The organism is Achromobacter sp. D7-1 (assembly GCF_059760445.1).
In genome coordinates this window covers 22,534-39,835 of record NZ_JCBAMT010000068.1, presented here as the reverse complement: position 1 = coordinate 39,835, position 17,302 = coordinate 22,534, and the positions used below count along the sequence as shown (strand labels likewise).

Sequence of the window (17,302 nt, the reverse complement as noted above, 5' to 3'; positions counted from 1 at the left end):
GGCCGCCCTAGGGCGGCCTTTTGCATTGGCGGGTGTTGTGGGGGGTTAGTGCGCGTCAGCCACAGCGGCCAGCGGCCGGACAGGGGGCTGATCATGCTGCAATGCCTGCCACAAGTCGTAGTTAGCCTGCATGGCCACCCACGCCTGGGCGGTGCTGGCCCCGGCCTGCTCCAGGCGGACCGCAAGGTCCGGACTGATTCCGGCCTTGCCGTTGAGCACGCGGGACAGTGCCACTCGGGACATAGCCAGCCGTTCAGCGGCGTCGGTCACGGATAGGCCCAGGGCAGCGATAACATCCTCCCGGAGAATTTCGCCCGGATGCGGAGGGTTGTGCATCATGATGTTGGCTCCTAGTGGTAGTCCTGGTAATCGACCAGTTCGGCACCGGCCTCGGTAAATCGAAAGGTCACGCGCCAATTGCCGTTGACCCAGACCGACCAATGGTCCGCAAGATCCCCTTTCAGCGGGTGCAGCTTGTAGCCGGGCATGTTCATATCCTGCGGTCCTTTCGCCACGTCCAAGACGGCAAGAATCCGTCTCAGCTTGCTGGCGTGCGCGACCTGGATGCCCCGCGTTGAACCTGTGCGATAGAAGGTCTCAAGACCTTTGTGGCGGAATCCGATGATCATTCGTTATTGTATCCCGTAACGATACACGATGCAATAGCTATCTCAGGGGCAACTGGTGCCGTCCGCCCGAGGTTTCCCTCGGGCGGACATGATTCTTACGCCTCCATCTCGCCCATGGGGTGCTCCACTGCCATTTCGGTCAGAAGAGGTTGAGTGCGCATCAGTTCAGGAACCCAGCCCTTCCCGGCCAGCAGTTCTTCAGCAGCAGCCGCCGCCTGGGCCTTCTTCATCGCCAACAGCTGCTGCGCCTGTTCATTGCCGACCTCTTGCGCGACAACAGAAGCCATTCGCTCTTTGGAGACGTGCGCCAGGTAGGATTGGGCCGTGGGTTGCCACCATTTGCTCATGTCCAGGCCGACAATTTCCGACAGCCGGTCAAGGTGTCCGGTTTCCGTGCCGTGTGCATGGCTGCGATGACGATAAATCGTCGCACTGGTCAACACTGCAAGCATGGAGATTACATCGGCCTGCGACTGCGCTAGAAGCCACGGCAGGACTGCGCCGTCGTCCTCGGGTATGTCCTTCGTCACCAGTGCGATTTGCTCTTGCACGGTCGCCCAAGCGGCGCTGTCCTTGATATCCGGATCCGTGTTCGTCAATTCGTGATGTGCCGACCGTGCCGAGAAATCGAACGTATCGCCGCTGGCGCTGCGGCGGTTCCAGTCAATATCACCCAGCATCTGTTCCACCAGCAGGCACAGGGCCAGATTGGGGCGGATCATGACCTCAGCCTGCAGCGCGATCACGCGTTGTGCTTGCAGGCGGTTTGTCAGGGCTTCCGAATGTACCGGGCGCGTCTTGACCGGGGGCAAATCCACGGCCTGCGCCGTCCCTGCACCGCCCGCCTTGGTCCGCAGAATTTGCGACACCGCATCGCGCTCATCCTGGCGGATCAGGCCACGTGTGGCCGTCAGATTGCCTTGATAGTTCAGGTGCAGGACCACACCGGACAACGCCTTCAAGTTCGCCGGATAGTCGAGAAGCTCGCCCTCGATGGAGCGAACCTCGCCTTCGTAACCGCGTATCAAGCCGCGCACCTTGCTCAGATCGGCCTCGTCGTAACCCTCAATGGAACTCAGTTCGGCAAGCTTGGCCTGGGCCGCTTCGATTTTCTTTCTCAGGCCATCGATGCGCTTGGCTTGCTCTTTGCTCGGTTCCTGTCGCACGCGCTGGATCTCGCCAAAGGGCTTCTTGTCTGCATGCTCAAAGGAAACGCGGTACTCGACCCACAGCCAGCCCTCCCCTGCCACGGCCTTCGCAAGCTTGGACCGCCGCATCTTTGCCTCTGCCATCGTGCGTACTTTCTCCGGCTCGGCCAGATAGGCGTCGTTCTCGAAGAGGTCGCGGCGGACCTCGCCGCCCGCCTTCTCGTAGGCGGCGACAGTGACATATCGCGCCGCAGGCGAATCGCCCCGCATTTCGGTTTCCGAAAGCAGATTGCGGATCGCGTCATCCCGGTTCCAACCCTGGTGCTTCACCGCCTTCCATGCAGCCTCCTGGCGGGCATGGTCGGACACCGAGGCCAGGGCCTGCATTTCCGACAGATCGATCTTGCCATCCCGAAACAGCTGCATCAGCGCGGGCGACACATTGCCCAGCGCCAGCAGCTTCTTGACAGCGGATTCCGTAGCGCCGTGCGCCGCCGCAATTGCTTCGATAGTCCAATTCTCGCTACGCAGGCGGGCATAGCTCTCAAACGTGTCCGCCGGGTGCATGGCCTTGCGGCCGATGTTCTCGATGAGGCTGGCATGGTGCGCGAACTCGGCCGGGATGATGAGGCACGGCACAACATAGTCAGCGGGAAAGGCCCCGTCCTCGATCAGCAAGCCTATGCACGTCCAGCGACGACCGCCGGCGCAGACCTCATAGGTGCCATCTGCGCACGCGACAACCACGAGGTTATGCAGCACGCCGCCCATCGCCATAATCGTCGCCTTCAGTTCCAGGATTTCCGGGTCCTGCTTCGCATCCTGCGGGCGACGAGCCTGATAGGTTTCGCTGAGGCGCAAATGCGCATACGGGATCTCTGTACGGATGCTGGCAGCGTGGACGGCGGCAAGTTCTTTGGAATCGAATTTCATGGGGTGTACTCCGGGGGTCGATTTATCGGGATCAGTGCAATTGCGAGGTCGTCGGGACGTCTTGCACAATGGCGAAGAGTGCAGCGAGGTCGCGCATGGTCATTGCCGGGATGCGAAAGGGCAGGCCCAGGGCATGGGCGCGTCGCATGTCGTTCGCCAATCTGATAAAGTCGTGGTTCATCGCAGTTCTCCTTGCTAGGGGGGGTTGGGATGCAGGCCTCGCCGGTTGCCGCCGGACGGGGCCTTTTCATTTCAAGTAGGGTTCAGTAGCCCAGCCAATTCAGCAGCGTGGAACCCCGATACAGCGGGTGATCGCCGCAGTCGTCGAAAAAGTCCTGGTGGTTCAATTGATGGTTTTCGATCTCGACCAGGACCTGGAATCGGGTCAACACCGCCTCTTCGGCTTGCTCCAGGTAGGCCAGCCCGCCTTCCGGGACCGGCCCCAGGTCGAGAAGGTCGGCAAGCAATTCGATCATGTCGGGCCGGTGTCCCGTCCAAGCAACGATTTGGCCTTTGACGATGGTGGCGACAACAGGCGAGGCTGGCGGGGATTGATCGGCTGCGCTGCGCTCCGAAAAGGAAATGCCATGCTTGACCAGCGCCTGTCGCGTCTGCTCCGATTCAGCGCAATTCGACAGCGTGTAGAGGCTGATGAGCCGATGCTGCGACTTGACCGCTATGTTGGCTTGCTTGGAACACATCGTGGATCTCCCGAAAAAATGTCTGTTGTGCTGACCTGGACTGAAGATTCCGAGCCCCTGCGTAGGTTTTCGGATCGGGTTTCGCAGTTCGGCGGCTGCGCGGTGTATGCCGCCCGTCCTGGTAGTTCGTCGCCCTTGCCGATCTGGATCACGGAGTGACGACTGGAAAGGGGCGGAGCACAGGCCGCATGCGGAGCGCAGGCCAGAGGCCGAGCACCGAACGGGCGCGCATCCGGCGCAGCGAACCCCTTGGAACGAGGAACGCAGTGATACAGTCGGCGGATTTAGGGCGACGAACTGCCAGGACAGGCATTGCGCCTGCTCGATAGCGATCCCGGGCCGGCCGCGCGGCGAGCGCCCCTAGCCCGTAGGGCTCAAACTGGCCGAAGGCCCGGGCAAACGTCGCACCGCGACGTGCGCAGCGCCGACAGGCGCGGAGGCGTGAGCCGACCGAAGGGAGGGAAGCATGGAAGCCCGAAGGGGCGAGACTGGCCGGTGTTTGGCCAGGCTCGATGCGAAGCACGAGAGGCCGGCCCGGAGCCGCTAGGCGCAGGGACACGCCATATTGCAGCTGTCCATGCGAAACATTCCGGACAAAGAAAAACCGCCATTCCGGCGGCCTTGGATTCACTCAAAAAACGCGACTCAACTAATTTCCGTTGAACTTCGCACCCTGCGCAAGCCGGGCTTCGCAACCCTGTGCATTGCACTCATTCACGTATTCCGCGATCGTCCGGACAATCATCATGAGATTCTTCAGATTGGCCTGCGCGGTTGACAGCCCGATGTTGAGATTCTGATATTCGCGCGGATTTGCGAAATCAGCTTCAAACTGCGCCACTAAACCATCGGCGGCGTCTGCGATCGCTTGAAAGTTCTCGAAGCTCGACAAGGCGCCATTGCTGTAATACCGCAGAAGATAGCCAAACTCGCTGACGAGAAGGCCGCCGATGACAAGGCGCTTGCCATTATTCAGATTCATCCGATGCTGCTCGCACCATTTTTCCATATGGCGATCGGCCATCACGCCTGAGATTTTCCCTACGGCCTGGGAGATGATGCTCATTCTGATCCTCCTGAATCAGTTAACGAGTTTCCATTGTCTACAGCGGGCCGGTGAAGCAAACGCCGGAAAAACCCGCATTTTTTTGGTGAATTAGTCCGTTTGGCCATACGGTGTATCTAGGACCACGCTGCGGCCGCATGCAGAAGGCTGAATGTTCCGGAAGGAGTTCAGATAATTCGGATACGACTTTTTTATTGCTTCCAACGTCATACGCTGAAACTCAGCATGACAGCTCGGACCGCCGTTCCCGCATGCTTGAATGCATCAGATGGCAGCGGTTCCCAGGAGCCGCCGGCAGCCAAGACCCCTGGGCGAAGACTCTCCTGCTGGCGAGGCCCGTTCGCGCAAATGGCCACCAAGCGGCCGCCCGGTGCCAAAAAGCGGCGGGCGTGCTCGATGTGCTTGATGTCCGCCCCATTTCGAAACGGCGGGTTCATCACTATGCGGTCGACCAGGCCGAGCGCAGCGGGGTCAACGTCGAGGAAATCAGCGACCGTCACAGAAGCCTCGGGCATTCGTGCACGCAGGCCCGCCGCAAGGCGGGCGTCAATTTCGACTGCCAGCAGCTGTACACCGGGCCGGATCCTGGCGGCGGCCGCCAGAAGATCCCCAGTCCCGGCGCTCGAATCAAAGACGCGGGCGCCGGGTCGAATGTCCGCTAGCGTGACAACCTGGTCCGCCAACGCGGCGCCGCTGACAAAAAGTTGATTTGCGGCGATCGGGTGCACGCCAGCTTGCAAATTGTGCGACAGCCCAAGTATGCGAGCGCGGCGGGCTTCCCGTTCCGTGCGGCCGCTTGTCGTTGTGTACATCGTCTATTCCTCGGTAGCGCCGCCGGCGCGGGGTCTGCGACGGCGGCGGCGTCTGTTAGGCGGCGAGCGGCTCCTTCATCGCGGCCGGGATGTCTACGCGCTTCTTGTCAGTGATATAGACATGCGCAAGAACGGAGCCGCCCGATTCAAAGAACATGGCGCGGCGATAGCGATATGCGCCATGGTCGGCCGCGGCCGGCTCAGTGCGCACGCCCTTGTAATCCCGGTTGATTGCGCTCCACTGAGCGGCGGTGATTTCCCGGAAACCGGGCGCAGGGTAGTTGACGATGGGGGGCAGGCTTGCGGCATTGGTAGCGCCGCCGTGCACGGGCGGGCGGTAGTCCTTCACCCTTTCCACCGGAACCCGGAATTGCGCCGCCGTGCCCATGAATCGCGGCGCGGAGGTCGTCAGGGAAACAATCGCGCCGCCGGCGCCCTTGTTGATGCGCAATATGGTCAACCACTCGTCACGCGCCAGGACCTGACCACCGCGCACAAACTCGAATCGCGCCGCCGTGGCGCCGCCCTGCTCTTCGAGCTGGGCGCGCTCGTAAGCGAGGCGACCCTCGGTGTGATGCAGCCACCGACGAGCCCGCGCCAACCGTTCCTGCAAGGTTTCCTGAGCCAGAAGCGCGGCCTGTTCGATAGAAACAACTCCTTCGGACAGCGCGCTCCAGAGGCCCATTTGCCCTTCGTATTGGCTGGCGGGCAAAGCGCGGGGATACTCGGCCAGCGGGAAGCTGCGATAGATGCGCGAATAGTTGGCCAGCGCAAGCGCTCGATCCATAGTCAGCTCAGATTTCCACAGTTCCAGGAGTGCCTCATCTGCCTTGCTATCTGTGGTGAACTTGCGCGCCTCAGCCTCAAGCCCTTTGATCCGGCGTTCGCGCACGCCCGGATCCGCCTTGATCGCAGCGTAGCGCGCAGCGCCGCGGGCGCGGTTGTCCCAGTAGCGCGACGTTTCAGCAAGCTTGATCGCTTTGCGCATGCCATTTTCGATTCGCTCGGCATCCTTGCGTGCGCGCCTCTCGCTGTGATGACCGACCAGAATCGGCTGCCCAAAGGGAATATGCGCGGTAATGGAGTCAACCTGCGCATGTGCAGCTTCTGCCTCAACCAGCCGACGATCGCTATAGCCTTCGAAGCGGTCGCTACGGGTTGCCGCCCGGCCTGCGACTGTGCTTTGCTCATCCTCAATTTCGCCACACAGCGCCAGCAGCACGTCTTCCCGTTCGGGCGTCCAGGCCGGTGCTACGAAAAAATCTTGCTTCGGCGCGAAGCGAAAGCCAGCAGCGGAAACGGTGGCGTAGGTCGCCTGGTCGAGGCGGTGCATGGTGTGCAGGCGCAGCTTGTTGTCTTCCGGCGAGTAGGTAGCGGTCATGGTTTGCATCGCGGCTCTCTTTCTACGTGGTGATTTGCTAGGGGGGATTGCGGGGGTTTATGCTTCTTCGGTGGCGATGGCGAGGTACTGGCGGCCGTCGAACTTCACCCACCGGTAATCAACGGCCGGGCCAGGCGGGACGCGGACGTCAGAGCGATAGAGATTCGGAGAGAAATAGTCATCGCTGCTGAAGTCGTGCAGTTGCTCGACCAGGCCGCGCAACTCCGTCAATTCATGGCGCTGCGCATCCGTCAATTCGCCGTCCGCCTGCGCCAGCTCCAGATCCTCAATTCGCGGCAGAATCGCCGACTCATCAATGACCGTGAGCGCTGAGGTGATCGGGGTTGTATCCATGCCATGCTTCCTTTCTGTAGTGGCTTTTCATTGGGCCGGCCGGGCCTGTAGATCGTTAGCCCGGTCGTGAACGGCTGGAATCGCTGGACTTTGTCTTCGCGGTTGTTGCCGCCAGTCCTGTGAGTCGCTGAGCCCGTGCCGATCTGGATCACGTAGTGACGACTGGAAAGGGGCAGGAGCGGAGGCCGCACGCGGAGCGCAGGCCGAAGGCCGAGCACCGAACGGGTGAGCACCTGGCGCAGCGAACCCCTTGGAACGAGGAACGTAGTGATACAGTCGGCGTTTGTAGGGCTCTGCGACTCGCAGGCCAGGCATGCGAGGACCAGGGCCAGAGAGGCGCAGTCGTGCCGCGCGGCGAGCGCCTCTAGCCCGCGCCCTCTGGCGCGGGCTCTAACTTCCGCAGTTCGGCCGGGGTTGCGCTGGTCGGCGCCGCGGGCGCCGGCCCTCTATTCGCGTTGGCCGCCAGCGGCCGCACCGACGTGCGCCGGGCCGCTGGCTTTCGCGCCTTGGGCGCTACTTGGATCGGTGGTGATCCACCATGCCGGCCAGATAAGCCGCCTCTAGTGCATCCCGAATGCACCATACCGCCTGCTCTTTAAAGTCCAGGCTGCCGTGCTTTCGGGTTTCCAATGTCTCCAAAAACAGATGTTCGCGAGCAATCCGCAATAGTTCCTGCTGCGCAGCTTCGGACAGTATCGGTTTTGCCATGATCTATTTCGCGCCCTGTTCGGCCAGCACCTGGCGGGCTAATTCGTTGAGGTCTATTTCGTGGTTCGCGATGGCCATCACCTCGTGTAGAGGCAAGGACTCAAGGATTTTCTCCATCCGGCGATGGGCATCGTTCGAGGCAAGGAACGCCCAGCCCGGATAGGCCGCGATATCCTCCAAGCCCTTCGGGTTGTTGCGGCCGTAGCCCCTGAGATATGCGAGCAGTCCCGCGTTGTCGTTGGTCTGCTGGTTCATGCTGCAATCCTCTCTTGGTTGGCCAGGTGCAAACGCTCCATGGCGGCTGCGTGATACTTCGGATCCATCTCAATGCCGTAGAAGCGGCGGCCGACTTGGCGCGCAGCAACACACGTCGAGCCGGAGCCGGCGAAGGGGTCCAGAACAATCCCCCGCGGCTGCGTGAATGCTTCAATGAGGGGCGCCAGGCATTCGACGGGCTTTTGCGTCGGGTGGTGGCGGTTGCCCGAGTACTTCCAGGGCATCACGTCGGGAAGCGGCTTTTCCGGCACGGGCGGCTGTCCCTTGGCCAGCAGGTACGCGGCTTCATGGCGATACCCGAGAAACCGGGCCTTGGATTGGTACTGCTTGGCAAACACGATATGACCCACGGCGCGCAGGCCTGCCGCCCGCCAGGCGGCAAAGAAACGGTCAACCCGATTCCAGCCGTAGAACGATATGCACAAGGTGTCGTCGCGCATGACGCGGTGAATCTGCTTGAACGCCGGCGCAAGCCAATCGTCATTGATATCGTTTGCGATGCTGCGCCCGGCCCGATCCTGGTAATTCACCAGGTACGGCGGATCCGTCAGCACCATATCGACACAACGGTCAGGCAAGGTCGGAAGAATCGACAGGCAATCGCCCAGGACGACGCGGCTCATGGATGGCTCCTCACGTGCAGCAATGGCAGCCGATCTGCATTGCACTGCACGGGGCAGGCGGGCGCAGGCCAGGAGGGGCCGGTCAAGGGACGTGGAATAAATAGCGAGCGCAAGCGAGCGGTTTATGCCGCGAAAGCCCTTGAAAGACTCGGCGCGGCTATAAAGCCGCGCGCCGTGCCGAGTCTGTCCGGAACCGCAAGGCATGCGACTGTGTGCTCCGTGCAGTGCTTGATGACCTGTGAAATACTCGGGCCGTTTTCCCGCATCAAGAAGATTCATCCCATTACCTGGAGACCCCATGTTGATGAAGAACCTGGCCGCGCTGCTGGCCGCCGCCGCCCTACTAACCGCTTGTGGTCAATCCGAGCAAGAGGCCAGGGCCCTTGCCGATAAGAAGGCGACCAGCGGCGAGTTCAAGCCCAGCGAAGGAAAGGCTTATTGATCCGTCGAAGTCTTGCGTTTGGAGTAGTGGCCTGACGATTTGACTGCGCCCTGCCCCACGACGGCACCTCGCCCAGGGCTCCTGCCCGGGTTGGAATGGCGCTTAGCCTAAAAGCCTGAACCGTTTGGTTCGGGCTTTTTCATGCCCTGCGCGAACGCGCCTCGCTTCGATAGGACCTGGCGAGATGCGGACAATCAGGCAAGCGCCGTAGAATTGAATCCAATACGCTGCGTAGGCTCCGTTTGGGGGCCAATTCTTTCGAAGCGAGGCCTCTATGTGCTATTCCGCGCAGGTTGAAGCTGCCTACAAGAAGCTCGGGCGCCGCTATCGCGCCACTGTTGATTTTGACGAGTTCGTGAATCTTTACCTGTACCACCCGACAGGCTCACGGCCATTAACGCCTCGGGCGCTGGACCTGTCCTTCAGTGCATCGGATGGGGGACCTGCAGCGGTGGTTGCAGAATCTGTGGAGCAGTGGGACGAATTGGAGTCGCGCCAGCTCGAGGAGCTGGTCTTCTCGCAGCGCACGCGCCTGGTCAATGCGGAGCGAAGCTTGCAAACCAAGGTGACCAAAAAGGCCCAGAATGACGTGCGCATCGCATCGAACAAGATCGAGCGCGCATTGGCAAAGCTTTCTCGCTTGAAGAGCGACAAGCTGCAGCCCTCTGACAGCCGGATCTTCCCTGGCTCCTATGCTCCGGTGATAACGGGTCACGGTCAGGACCGGATCATCCGACCTATGCGCTATCAATGCAGGCTCGCTGGAAAGCCTGCGAGCTATGACGTGCGATTCCCCGGCACCTACAACGCGAGGAGGGACAGCCTCGAGCGTTACTGGGGCAACACCTTTGGGTACACCCACGCGATCATGATCGTCCACAAGTTCTATGAGCACGTGGCCAAGCATGCATTGGAACAGCGCGAGCTGGCGCCGGATGAAAAGGAAGAAAGCGTGATATTGGAGTTCACTCCTGAGCCAGCCCAGGAGATGATCATTGCGTGCTTGTGGTCGGAATGGAAAGGTCCCGAAGGGCGCCTTCTTTCGTTCGCGGCGATCACAGACGAACCACCGCCTGAGGTAGCTGCAGCTGGCCATGACCGCTGCATAGTCCAGATCAAGCCAGAGAACATCGATGCGTGGTTGAATCCAGACCACCGCAACCTGGCCGCGTGCTACGAGATCCTGGATGACCGCCCTCGCCCTTACTACGAGCACCGCTTGGCGGCTTGAGGCCGCACGCAGCACGTTTGACTTATCGGTGCCGGCGTCGTACAAATACTGTATATTTATACAGTATTCATATGCCAGCCCCAAACGGCGCCAATCCCGCCAACCACACCTGTTTCTGCTGTGCGCACTTCCGTGGCCTGATTTGGACCAAGGCGAACTGCGGCCACCCGAGGCTCAGCCCTACCCATGATTCGCCCGAACGTGGGTGCAAGCGCTGGGCGTTCGCCGCCGGCGCAGACCGGGATATCTGGACCTGCGAGGATTGGCACGTCAGTGCATCCAGAGAGATACCAGGATTCGTAGAGGCGCCGATGAAGCGGTTCCGCAAGCCGCTATGCGGCGCGGATATCCGCTTGATTTATGACTTCCCAGGTGAAAGCTGGGATGCGATCCGCGCCTCCATTGCCAAGCTGGCCTGGGAGATCGGTCGGGAACGCGATTTCAACTGCCGCCTACGGAGCGCGCTGCTGGCCATGGCCCAAGAACCGAAGACCCCTCTCCAAATACGAGTGTATCTGCGCCGGCTGGCCCAGCGCATGCTGGAGGATCCTGGCGTAAGAGAAGAGATTGAGCGACAGACCCTGATGGATTCCATTACGCATCGCGGTGAGTAAGCCGTGCGAAGCGGCTCCCCCCGACCGGACACCCTTTTGTTTAGCAGCTAAACACTATCACTCTATAGAATTCCTGGTCTTACCGAACTCCCAGCCTGCAACTATGCTGCCTTCTTTTGAGCGTGAACTTCGGGCCAAGCCTGGCTCGTTGCCGAGAATCTACTTGCTTGAAGTACGAGACCGCGATTGCCCTGACGGAGATCCAGTCGAGTGGGTGCTCGTCGAACGATCAGAGAGTAGAAGCCTTCGAGCCGATGGCAGCATCATCACTGCGAGCATTCGGCTCTCGTTCGAACCCGTTCGGCTTATGGAAAAGTTCGGATTCGCTACTGAGGAATTCTTCGAAGGTCGCTATTCCGTCGGGCCAGGTGGCCACGACGCCACGGTATCAATAACTGGCCAACAGGTCATGGTAAGAGACAACTCGCTCCGCAGCCGACGGATCGGAACTCATGTCATGAATGAAGTAGTGCTATGGGCCCGGCAATGGCCAACAGCCACAGTCTCAACAGTCTCGCTTTCGTCTGTGGACGATTACATAGACAAGCTTCATGCCCACGACACCGCAGGGGTCGACAACAAGATGAGGCGCAACAAGCTCTACGAGAACTTTGGTTTGAATGTGGTCTACGACGACAACAAAGCTAATGGACACTCCCTCCCGATGGCCGCACAGGATTTGAAACCACGAGACACGTGGGAGCGGAATATCAAGGTGCGCGAAGTTCCGGAGTACATCCGTGAGTTGCGGATGGAGATTGCGGCATATAGACAGCTGGCGTCCGGAAACAAATGCGACATTGCATACCTGCAGAAGCGCATAGATGACGCCGAGAAATCTCCCGTGCGTTGGGCCTGCCGCCAACTCTGGAACCGTTATGCAGCAAAAATCGCCTTATTGATTCTCTGCGGCCTGGGCGTATCCGCGGCTTTGAAAAAATTCCTTTAGGCCTACCCGCTCTGCCTCGCCACCATTAGTAAGCCTGTTTTGAAGTCCGTATTTCAAATTGGGACCTAATTGGGGGCCGGTGGGTATGTGGGTGAAGCCCAGGAGCCGGTGGGCATACCCTGTGGGCAAGCGCGTGGTCAGGCGTAGCCTGTCCACCGTTTGTCCAGCAGGGTTGTCCATGGGCCGAGCGCAGCGAGATGGGCGGTCGCGTAGCGATCATCCACATATCCATGGGTCCGGGGTTGAGCTTTTTGCGTTTGTCTTTGCAATGCTGACGCAAGGCAACGCACGGACCTCAACGCTCAAGATCTGGATCACGCGTGCGCAAATGATTGTGCTGCAGGATGTTGTTGAGCTGGAGAGTGCCTTTCCCTTCAACCAGGCCGACGCCACCATGCGGATAGCGAATATTCACGACCTGGCCAGGAACAAGCATTTCAGTGTTCAGAAGCGTTTGCCGCGTATGAAGCACCATTTCTTCGCCCAGCGATTGCACAACGTAGCGTTCTGTTGACCCCACGACCACGCCCTCGTAAGCATGACCTGGTGCCGCTGGAGAGATCTGCACTTGTTCCCCTGCAACAGACATAGCCAGGTCCAATGCCCGTTCTTTATCGATGTCGACGAGACTGGCGCGGATGAGTCCCGCGAGACGTTTAGAGCTTCCCTCATAGGCCTCTATAGACGCCTGGATCATCTCTGATCGTTCGATACCCGACCAGTCCACGGCATAACCCGCACCGCGGGCCAGCTGGCCGACAAACTCGCGGGTAGCTCGCCCATTCCCCTCACGAAATGGATGCAGGACGTTCAGCTCCCCGAGATAGTGTCCGGCGCGCTCGCTGAAGGTGTCGATATTGAGTCCACGCAGCAGCTGCTCGCGTTGCAAGGGCCGTGTGATCTCCGGCGCATAACTCTCGATCTGCTGAAAGTTGGCGAAGCGTGTCTGGCCCTTCGAAATGTCAACGGAGCGGATCTCTCCCGCCCATTCGTAAACGTCTCCGAACAGCCGCTTGTGGATCGCCTGCAGATGCGCCAGGTCGAACTTACCTGCTACAGGATTCTCCACCAGCTCATAAGCGCGCACGAGACCGAAGGTGGCTTCCACGCGATCGAGTTCGGCCTGGTCAGTGATGCCGAAGCGGTTTTTTAGAATCCCTGAATGCTCGTCAAGATAGGGGTCGCTGGAGCGGACTGGATACTTCGCCATTTTCGAACTCTTAGCGCAGCTGAAAAAAATGCCGGCCTACTTGGCCGGCACTTGTTGGAATTCGCCTGCGTCGATTCTTCTTCGAAGATTCCGCAGCACTTCTTCGACAGTCAGCTCGCCCTTCGCGACCCGGCCCAGCTCCGCGATTGTGATCGCGTCCGGTTCCAGGCCCTCGAGGCGCTGGTTTGCCACGGCGATGTGGATCGCACGCTCACGCTCGTGCTGTTCCTTGCAGTCGATCATGATAAAGCCCTACGTTTCCTGATTAATGATTGTAGTGCAGGTAAACACTCCAATCTATCGATCTTTCAATTGGTCGCGCCCATACCCACGATTCATTCCGAGTATTCCTTACCTCCCGCCTACGTAGGACAAGATTCCGTGGCAACCATTTCGTTAACCGCACCACTTAGTGACAAAGGGCATGCCGGCGCAATGATCCCAGTGCATCTGCATCACAGCGACGCCTACGAGCCCAACCATAAGAAAAAATGCCGCGACGAAGCCACCAGCCAGACTGCCCCTCACAACGCAGACCACACCCACCACCGCACTGATCACGGCAACGATGACAAAGAAGCTATACATATCCAGTTTTCCGATCTCATGTTAAATATCCGCGCCATAGGTCTCGCCAAATGCATGTCCGGCGGTTTTGACGACTACGGCCCTGTCCCTTACATATCACCGCGCAGCGACAAGATCGTTGAATTTGGCCGGTAGCGTCGGAAGCTTGCCATCAAGATCACCGTAGGCATCTGCGGCTTCCCAGGAATCGCGCAGGTCTTCGATCGCACGCTGCACTGCGGCCGCCCATTCAGAGCCGCGATTCAGTTGATCTTGCGGGAGGCTGGCCAGCTTCTCTTCGAGAGCGGCCATCGCTTCATTCAGCGTGCGGCCCGTTAACATTGGGAGCCACGAGACACTGAACACGTACTCGGTAGCGGCAATCATGTCGAGGTCGCCCGCGCTGGAAAGATCGCGAACCGTGTCGACCATGTTCTCCCACAGGCCGAGCGCTGCCCAGACTCCCTTTCCGTACCGGTCGGACCAGGCCTGAAAGGCGAAGTCGTGATTCGTAATCAGTCGGTCAATTCGTTCGAACATCGTCTTCATTCCTTGTTGGAGCTCAGTCCTGGTCGCTGTTCGACCCTGGTTGCCGGTTTCGAACGCCCGATCGGCTCTCTTCGCTGTCCTCTTTGGGCAAAAGCAGGGGGGCAATTGCACCGAAGGCCATGATTACCGCGCCGATTAGGAACATGCCTTCTACAACGCCATCGACATCTCTTTCTACGGCCGAAGAGAAGATCGAAAGCATGAGAGTGCCGATGATTACCAGGAAGGCAATGGCAAGGACGCACAAGCCATTGCAGTGATTGCCTGTCTTGCTGTCTTTCATGGTCTTCGAGTCCAGGGTATTAGATTCGGTATTCAGCGCGATCGGCGCCATCACTTTCTGCAGCCACAAGCCAGCGCGGCGCCCTTCCCCGTCCGGTCCAAGTTTCTCCTGTTGTCGGGTGGCGATACTTGGGCGCGACCGGGCCGCGGGGTTTGCGTTGGGAGGGCTTTATGGGAGTCTTCTTTCTTCGCTGCTCGCCAGCGAATGCCGGCAGAATGTCCTGTGGGGACAGTCCGTAATCACGCATCGTCTGGACAATGTTCTTGATCTCGTCCGCGCGCCTGCGCAGCGTCAGCTGGCGATGCTGTTCTTCCAGCTTCTTGATCTGTGCGTTGATTTTCGCGATCGCCTTCGTCATCAGTGCTTCCTTCGATGTTTTGTAGGGTGATTATTGAAGTGGGCCGAACCAGGATCAACATTCCCGCCGTAGGCCAGCTCGCTTGGCCCATGCCGATTCGGCTGTCGGACCAATCGTGACGGAGATGCGGCTGTTGGCCTGCTTCATGATCTCGTCTGCCTCCGCTTTCGTGCGGGCCGTGGCGACCTCGATCGGATCGGCCTCATTAATGATTCCGACGACGACGTCGAACTTCCGGCCTTGCCGACGATAGAAGTCCATGACAAGGGCTTCTTGTGCCGTCAGCGTGGCGAAGATCCGTCCGTGCAATGCCTGCAATTCGGACAAGGTGGGGATTGTTTGATCCGGCATATCGCAATCCTTAGTAGAGCGTTGTAAATGCTGCTTCGCGGGCTAAAGGCGACAAGAGTGTTTAGCAGCTAAACTGTTGCCCAGATGCAGATTCATGATCAGTTGGCTATTAGTGCTGGGCGCCACAAGGTCACTAGCGCCTTGAATTGGTCGTGTACCTGAGTGCCGAAGGTGTCCGGATATGCTCGCGAGCGACGGATCAGTCCGATGACAGTGACCATATCGTCCGCGATCTCGGCGTCGACGCTCCAGAAGTCGCTCAAGTCAAACCCTCCGCAACTGGTCGCGTTCCACCAGGAGAGGAGGAAGTCAGCCACCCGCTTGCTCTGCTGTGTATCCCGGCGCGCGATTTCTATCAGGCGCTGGAGGGCTTGCATCCCCGACTTCTTTAACGCAGGGTCTGAGCGATCGCAAGCGTCTTGATCTCGCCGTGCCCGCATACGGTCGAACTCCTCGCGCACATGCGCAGGCACCTCGTCTGCCGAGGGCGATTCGCCGGGATTTTCGCCAGACACGGCCTGCTTTGAGCCTTGCGCGGTGATCTCGCCTTCCGCCGGCTGCTCATCTTGTTCGCCGTGGCCAGCTGGGGTTGGCGACGTCACCTTTGGCTTGCTGTCTGCGGCTTGCCGTAGTGCCTTCACGCTTGCGCGAGTGGGCTTCCGCACCGGCGAGCTGAGCAGCTCTTCCACTGCGTCCGGATTCTCACGGTGGGCAACTACCAGTTCCTTAGCCAACGTCACGTCTGTGACTTGCCCATTGGCCACCGCCTCGGCGACCGGCTCAGGCAAGTCGAGCATTGCCACGTGCATGCTCACCCAGGCTTTGGATTTGCCCAGTTTGCGTGCGATGTCGGCCTGCGTCATACCTTCGGCGAGTTTGCCTCCAATGAAGTCCGCTGCTTCGCGACCGCTGAGTCCCTCGCGTTGGAGGTTCTCAATCATTTGATCGAAGTCATCGAAGTCAGGATCTTCGAATGCAGGGATCTGGCTAAGCCCCGCCTCTATCGATCCCAGGTAGCGGCGATGACCGTGATTGATCATGAAATCGCCAATAATGGAGGGGTGCGGGCGCAACGAGATGGGCACCATCACCCCCCTTTTGCCCTGACTTTCCCTATCCCGAATGGTCGCGGCCATCTCCGCGATACTTTCCGCGCTGAGCCCATTGTTATAAGCACGACGACGATTGTCCGGGTCGGGATGGATCCGAGCGATGTCGTACATCTGGTAGCCGACGTTCTGCTGCGGGCCGTCCAGCATCGACGCGAGGTCGCCCAATCCAGCCAGATCGAGGCCGCCACCGAATTGCGTGTCATTTGACCCGTTCATTGCGCTACTCCCATGCGTTGCAGGACATGGTCGCCAAGAGCACGCATCTCGGCAGCGGCGGCCCGTGCTGTGGTCTTTTTGCTGTTCCACACAGGCTCGCCGGCGGCGAGAGCGTCTGCCACGCTGGTGCGCAGTCCCACGACCACTGGTGCCAAGAGCTTTCCGTGAGCTTCTTGTACTTCGGCCAGGTGCTTGACCTGGCGCGGATTCCGCCTGTCAACGCGATTGGGCACGATCCCCAAGAACTGCAGCTTGGGATTGTGTTGCTTGGCGCCGATGATCACACGCATCATGTCCTTGATGCCCTCGATGCTGTAGTCCTCCATCTCCACCGGACTGATCACCGCGTCCGCGCAACGCAAGGCCGCTATGGTCGCAATGCCAATGCTTGCGGGCGTGTCGACCACGCACAAGTCGAAGCCCTGCTTCTCGAACTCGGCGAGATTTACCCGGAAATTTGTGACCGCACGGTCAATAGACATGTAGATTACGTTGGCCAGCAGTCGATCCGCATGCAAGAGGGAGAGCGGCCCCCTGGCTTCCGGTATGACGGGAACGTCGTCTTGAAACAGGACACTCGCCGGCATTTCCAGCCTATGCCCGCGCATGGTTTTTGAGAGGTTGCCGGTGTCCAGGTCGGCAACCAAGGTTTTCAGGCCCTCTTCAGCGGCATGGAATCCGATGTGTGCGGAGTCAGCTGTCTTGCCGACGCCGCCCTTGCCGTTGGCGATCACAATAGTCTGCATATGAGCTCTACCTCGTAAATGAGATATGACGTGCGTTTAGCGG

General features: G+C 59.6%; 24 protein-coding genes. 5 read left to right on the top strand and 19 right to left on the bottom strand.

Going from position 1 to position 17,302, the window contains the following annotated elements; all coding sequences use genetic code 11:
* Positions 1-45 precede the first annotated feature (45 nt).
* The 12 genes from AC6LKD_RS24290 to AC6LKD_RS24235 all read right to left on the bottom strand — a co-directional run bounded on the left by AC6LKD_RS24290 (position 46) and on the right by AC6LKD_RS24235 (position 8,631).
* On the bottom strand, positions 46-336 hold the full coding sequence (locus AC6LKD_RS24290) for a HigA family addiction module antitoxin (protein WP_279993859.1): 291 nt from the start codon (positions 334-336) through the stop codon (positions 46-48).
* Between the two features lie 14 nt (positions 337-350).
* On the bottom strand, positions 351-629 hold the full coding sequence (locus tag AC6LKD_RS24285; RefSeq protein ID WP_279993798.1) for a type II toxin-antitoxin system RelE/ParE family toxin: 279 nt from the start codon (positions 627-629) through the stop codon (positions 351-353).
* A 95-nt stretch (positions 630-724) separates the two neighbouring features.
* Complete coding sequence (locus AC6LKD_RS24280) at positions 725-2,710, bottom strand: ParB/RepB/Spo0J family partition protein (RefSeq protein WP_279993796.1); 1,986 nt, start codon at positions 2,708-2,710, stop codon at positions 725-727.
* Between the two features lie 31 nt (positions 2,711-2,741).
* Positions 2,742-2,891, bottom strand: a complete 150-nt coding sequence (locus AC6LKD_RS24275) for a hypothetical protein (protein WP_165609243.1) — start codon at positions 2,889-2,891, stop codon at positions 2,742-2,744.
* Between the two features lie 82 nt (positions 2,892-2,973).
* Positions 2,974-3,411: a thioredoxin domain-containing protein gene (locus AC6LKD_RS24270; RefSeq protein WP_279993794.1), complete on the bottom strand. Its 438-nt coding sequence runs from the start codon at positions 3,409-3,411 to the stop codon at positions 2,974-2,976.
* Between the two features lie 649 nt (positions 3,412-4,060).
* Positions 4,061-4,477 carry a hypothetical protein gene (locus AC6LKD_RS24265; protein ID WP_279993792.1) on the bottom strand — a complete coding sequence of 139 codons (417 nt, stop codon included), beginning with the start codon at positions 4,475-4,477 and terminating at the stop codon, positions 4,061-4,063.
* 206 nt (positions 4,478-4,683) lie between these two features.
* Complete coding sequence (locus AC6LKD_RS24260) at positions 4,684-5,289, bottom strand: methyltransferase (RefSeq protein WP_279993790.1); 606 nt, start codon at positions 5,287-5,289, stop codon at positions 4,684-4,686.
* A 55-nt stretch (positions 5,290-5,344) separates the two neighbouring features.
* Positions 5,345-6,679 (bottom strand): DUF3560 domain-containing protein, encoded by a 1,335-nt coding sequence (locus AC6LKD_RS24255; protein ID WP_279993788.1) that lies wholly within the window; start codon positions 6,677-6,679, stop codon positions 5,345-5,347.
* Positions 6,680-6,727: 48 nt separating this feature from the next.
* Positions 6,728-7,024: a hypothetical protein gene (locus AC6LKD_RS24250; RefSeq protein WP_279993786.1), complete on the bottom strand. Its 297-nt coding sequence runs from the start codon at positions 7,022-7,024 to the stop codon at positions 6,728-6,730.
* 513 nt (positions 7,025-7,537) lie between these two features.
* Positions 7,538-7,732, bottom strand: coding sequence for a DUF6900 domain-containing protein (locus AC6LKD_RS24245; protein WP_279993784.1), 195 nt, complete (start codon positions 7,730-7,732; stop codon positions 7,538-7,540).
* A gap of 3 nt (positions 7,733-7,735) precedes the next feature.
* Complete coding sequence (locus AC6LKD_RS24240) at positions 7,736-7,987, bottom strand: hypothetical protein (protein WP_279993782.1); 252 nt, start codon at positions 7,985-7,987, stop codon at positions 7,736-7,738.
* Positions 7,984-8,631, bottom strand: a complete 648-nt coding sequence (locus tag AC6LKD_RS24235; protein WP_088142135.1) for a DNA methyltransferase — start codon at positions 8,629-8,631, stop codon at positions 7,984-7,986. The genes AC6LKD_RS24240 and AC6LKD_RS24235 overlap by 4 nt, the downstream gene beginning before the upstream one ends.
* Positions 8,632-8,929: 298 nt before the next feature.
* Here AC6LKD_RS24235 and AC6LKD_RS24230 point away from each other — a divergent pair, with 298 nt between their 5' ends.
* The 4 genes from AC6LKD_RS24230 to AC6LKD_RS24215 all read left to right on the top strand — a co-directional run bounded on the left by AC6LKD_RS24230 (position 8,930) and on the right by AC6LKD_RS24215 (position 11,867).
* Positions 8,930-9,073 carry a hypothetical protein gene (locus AC6LKD_RS24230; RefSeq protein ID WP_179215199.1) on the top strand — a complete coding sequence of 48 codons (144 nt, stop codon included), beginning with the start codon at positions 8,930-8,932 and terminating at the stop codon, positions 9,071-9,073.
* A 274-nt stretch (positions 9,074-9,347) separates the two neighbouring features.
* Entirely contained in the window at positions 9,348-10,304 is a 957-nt protein-coding gene (locus AC6LKD_RS24225; protein ID WP_279993780.1) for an SOS response-associated peptidase family protein, read from the top strand.
* Between the two features lie 311 nt (positions 10,305-10,615).
* A complete protein-coding gene (locus AC6LKD_RS24220) occupies positions 10,616-10,918 on the top strand; it encodes a hypothetical protein (RefSeq protein WP_279993778.1) in 303 nt (100 codons plus the stop codon).
* A gap of 457 nt (positions 10,919-11,375) precedes the next feature.
* Positions 11,376-11,867 carry a hypothetical protein gene (locus AC6LKD_RS24215; RefSeq protein WP_279993776.1) on the top strand — a complete coding sequence of 164 codons (492 nt, stop codon included), beginning with the start codon at positions 11,376-11,378 and terminating at the stop codon, positions 11,865-11,867.
* A gap of 295 nt (positions 11,868-12,162) precedes the next feature.
* Here AC6LKD_RS24215 and AC6LKD_RS24210 read toward each other — a convergent pair whose 3' ends face one another.
* Positions 12,163-13,077, bottom strand: a complete 915-nt coding sequence (locus tag AC6LKD_RS24210; protein WP_279993775.1) for a Fic/DOC family protein — start codon at positions 13,075-13,077, stop codon at positions 12,163-12,165.
* On the opposite strand from AC6LKD_RS24210, the gene AC6LKD_RS24205 reads away from it, so the two are divergent.
* Positions 13,030-13,800, top strand: a complete 771-nt coding sequence (locus tag AC6LKD_RS24205) for a hypothetical protein (RefSeq protein WP_498117698.1) — start codon at positions 13,030-13,032, stop codon at positions 13,798-13,800. The genes AC6LKD_RS24210 and AC6LKD_RS24205 overlap by 48 nt on opposite strands.
* Here the strand turns inward: AC6LKD_RS24205 and AC6LKD_RS24200 are convergent.
* The 6 genes from AC6LKD_RS24200 to AC6LKD_RS24175 all read right to left on the bottom strand — a co-directional run bounded on the left by AC6LKD_RS24200 (position 13,762) and on the right by AC6LKD_RS24175 (position 17,259).
* On the bottom strand, positions 13,762-14,184 hold the full coding sequence (locus AC6LKD_RS24200) for a hypothetical protein (protein WP_279993771.1): 423 nt from the start codon (positions 14,182-14,184) through the stop codon (positions 13,762-13,764). The two genes, AC6LKD_RS24205 and AC6LKD_RS24200, sit on opposite strands and share 39 nt — an antisense overlap.
* 22 nt (positions 14,185-14,206) lie before the next feature.
* On the bottom strand, positions 14,207-14,476 hold the full coding sequence (locus tag AC6LKD_RS24195) for a hypothetical protein (RefSeq protein WP_279993770.1): 270 nt from the start codon (positions 14,474-14,476) through the stop codon (positions 14,207-14,209).
* A 19-nt stretch (positions 14,477-14,495) separates the two neighbouring features.
* Positions 14,496-14,834 (bottom strand): H-NS histone family protein, encoded by a 339-nt coding sequence (locus AC6LKD_RS24190; protein WP_279993769.1) that lies wholly within the window; start codon positions 14,832-14,834, stop codon positions 14,496-14,498.
* A gap of 54 nt (positions 14,835-14,888) precedes the next feature.
* The gene (locus tag AC6LKD_RS24185; RefSeq protein WP_279993768.1) at positions 14,889-15,185 is read right to left on the bottom strand and encodes a hypothetical protein; all 297 of its coding nucleotides are present in this window, start codon (positions 15,183-15,185) and stop codon (positions 14,889-14,891) included.
* Between the two features lie 98 nt (positions 15,186-15,283).
* Positions 15,284-16,513: a DUF7673 family protein gene (locus tag AC6LKD_RS24180; RefSeq protein WP_279993767.1), complete on the bottom strand. Its 1,230-nt coding sequence runs from the start codon at positions 16,511-16,513 to the stop codon at positions 15,284-15,286.
* On the bottom strand, positions 16,510-17,259 hold the full coding sequence (locus AC6LKD_RS24175; protein WP_279993766.1) for a ParA family protein: 750 nt from the start codon (positions 17,257-17,259) through the stop codon (positions 16,510-16,512). The genes AC6LKD_RS24180 and AC6LKD_RS24175 overlap by 4 nt, the downstream gene beginning before the upstream one ends.
* Positions 17,260-17,302 lie beyond the last annotated feature (43 nt).

Bases quoted from the DNA above. Each gene is read 5' to 3' on its own strand.
- AC6LKD_RS24290 (WP_279993859.1), bottom strand. From the start codon at position 336: ATGCACAACCCTCCGCATCCGGGCGAAATTCTCCGGGAGGATGTTATC.
- AC6LKD_RS24285 (WP_279993798.1), bottom strand. From the start codon at position 629: ATGATCATCGGATTCCGCCACAAAGGTCTTGAGACCTTCTATCGCACA.
- AC6LKD_RS24280 (WP_279993796.1), bottom strand. From the start codon at position 2,710: ATGAAATTCGATTCCAAAGAACTTGCCGCCGTCCACGCTGCCAGCATC.
- AC6LKD_RS24275 (WP_165609243.1), bottom strand. From the start codon at position 2,891: ATGAACCACGACTTTATCAGATTGGCGAACGACATGCGACGCGCCCAT.
- AC6LKD_RS24270 (WP_279993794.1), bottom strand. From the start codon at position 3,411: ATGTGTTCCAAGCAAGCCAACATAGCGGTCAAGTCGCAGCATCGGCTC.
- AC6LKD_RS24265 (WP_279993792.1), bottom strand. From the start codon at position 4,477: ATGAGCATCATCTCCCAGGCCGTAGGGAAAATCTCAGGCGTGATGGCC.
- AC6LKD_RS24260 (WP_279993790.1), bottom strand. From the start codon at position 5,289: ATGTACACAACGACAAGCGGCCGCACGGAACGGGAAGCCCGCCGCGCT.
- AC6LKD_RS24255 (WP_279993788.1), bottom strand. From the start codon at position 6,679: ATGCAAACCATGACCGCTACCTACTCGCCGGAAGACAACAAGCTGCGC.
- AC6LKD_RS24250 (WP_279993786.1), bottom strand. From the start codon at position 7,024: ATGGATACAACCCCGATCACCTCAGCGCTCACGGTCATTGATGAGTCG.
- AC6LKD_RS24245 (WP_279993784.1), bottom strand. From the start codon at position 7,732: ATGGCAAAACCGATACTGTCCGAAGCTGCGCAGCAGGAACTATTGCGG.
- AC6LKD_RS24240 (WP_279993782.1), bottom strand. From the start codon at position 7,987: ATGAACCAGCAGACCAACGACAACGCGGGACTGCTCGCATATCTCAGG.
- AC6LKD_RS24235 (WP_088142135.1), bottom strand. From the start codon at position 8,631: ATGAGCCGCGTCGTCCTGGGCGATTGCCTGTCGATTCTTCCGACCTTG.
- AC6LKD_RS24230 (WP_179215199.1), top strand. From the start codon at position 8,930: ATGTTGATGAAGAACCTGGCCGCGCTGCTGGCCGCCGCCGCCCTACTA.
- AC6LKD_RS24225 (WP_279993780.1), top strand. From the start codon at position 9,348: ATGTGCTATTCCGCGCAGGTTGAAGCTGCCTACAAGAAGCTCGGGCGC.
- AC6LKD_RS24220 (WP_279993778.1), top strand. From the start codon at position 10,616: ATGAAGCGGTTCCGCAAGCCGCTATGCGGCGCGGATATCCGCTTGATT.
- AC6LKD_RS24215 (WP_279993776.1), top strand. From the start codon at position 11,376: ATGAATGAAGTAGTGCTATGGGCCCGGCAATGGCCAACAGCCACAGTC.
- AC6LKD_RS24205 (WP_498117698.1), top strand. From the start codon at position 13,030: ATGCTCGTCAAGATAGGGGTCGCTGGAGCGGACTGGATACTTCGCCAT.
- AC6LKD_RS24210 (WP_279993775.1), bottom strand. From the start codon at position 13,077: ATGGCGAAGTATCCAGTCCGCTCCAGCGACCCCTATCTTGACGAGCAT.
- AC6LKD_RS24200 (WP_279993771.1), bottom strand. From the start codon at position 14,184: ATGTTCGAACGAATTGACCGACTGATTACGAATCACGACTTCGCCTTT.
- AC6LKD_RS24195 (WP_279993770.1), bottom strand. From the start codon at position 14,476: ATGAAAGACAGCAAGACAGGCAATCACTGCAATGGCTTGTGCGTCCTT.
- AC6LKD_RS24190 (WP_279993769.1), bottom strand. From the start codon at position 14,834: ATGACGAAGGCGATCGCGAAAATCAACGCACAGATCAAGAAGCTGGAA.
- AC6LKD_RS24185 (WP_279993768.1), bottom strand. From the start codon at position 15,185: ATGCCGGATCAAACAATCCCCACCTTGTCCGAATTGCAGGCATTGCAC.
- AC6LKD_RS24180 (WP_279993767.1), bottom strand. From the start codon at position 16,513: ATGAACGGGTCAAATGACACGCAATTCGGTGGCGGCCTCGATCTGGCT.
- AC6LKD_RS24175 (WP_279993766.1), bottom strand. From the start codon at position 17,259: ATGCAGACTATTGTGATCGCCAACGGCAAGGGCGGCGTCGGCAAGACA.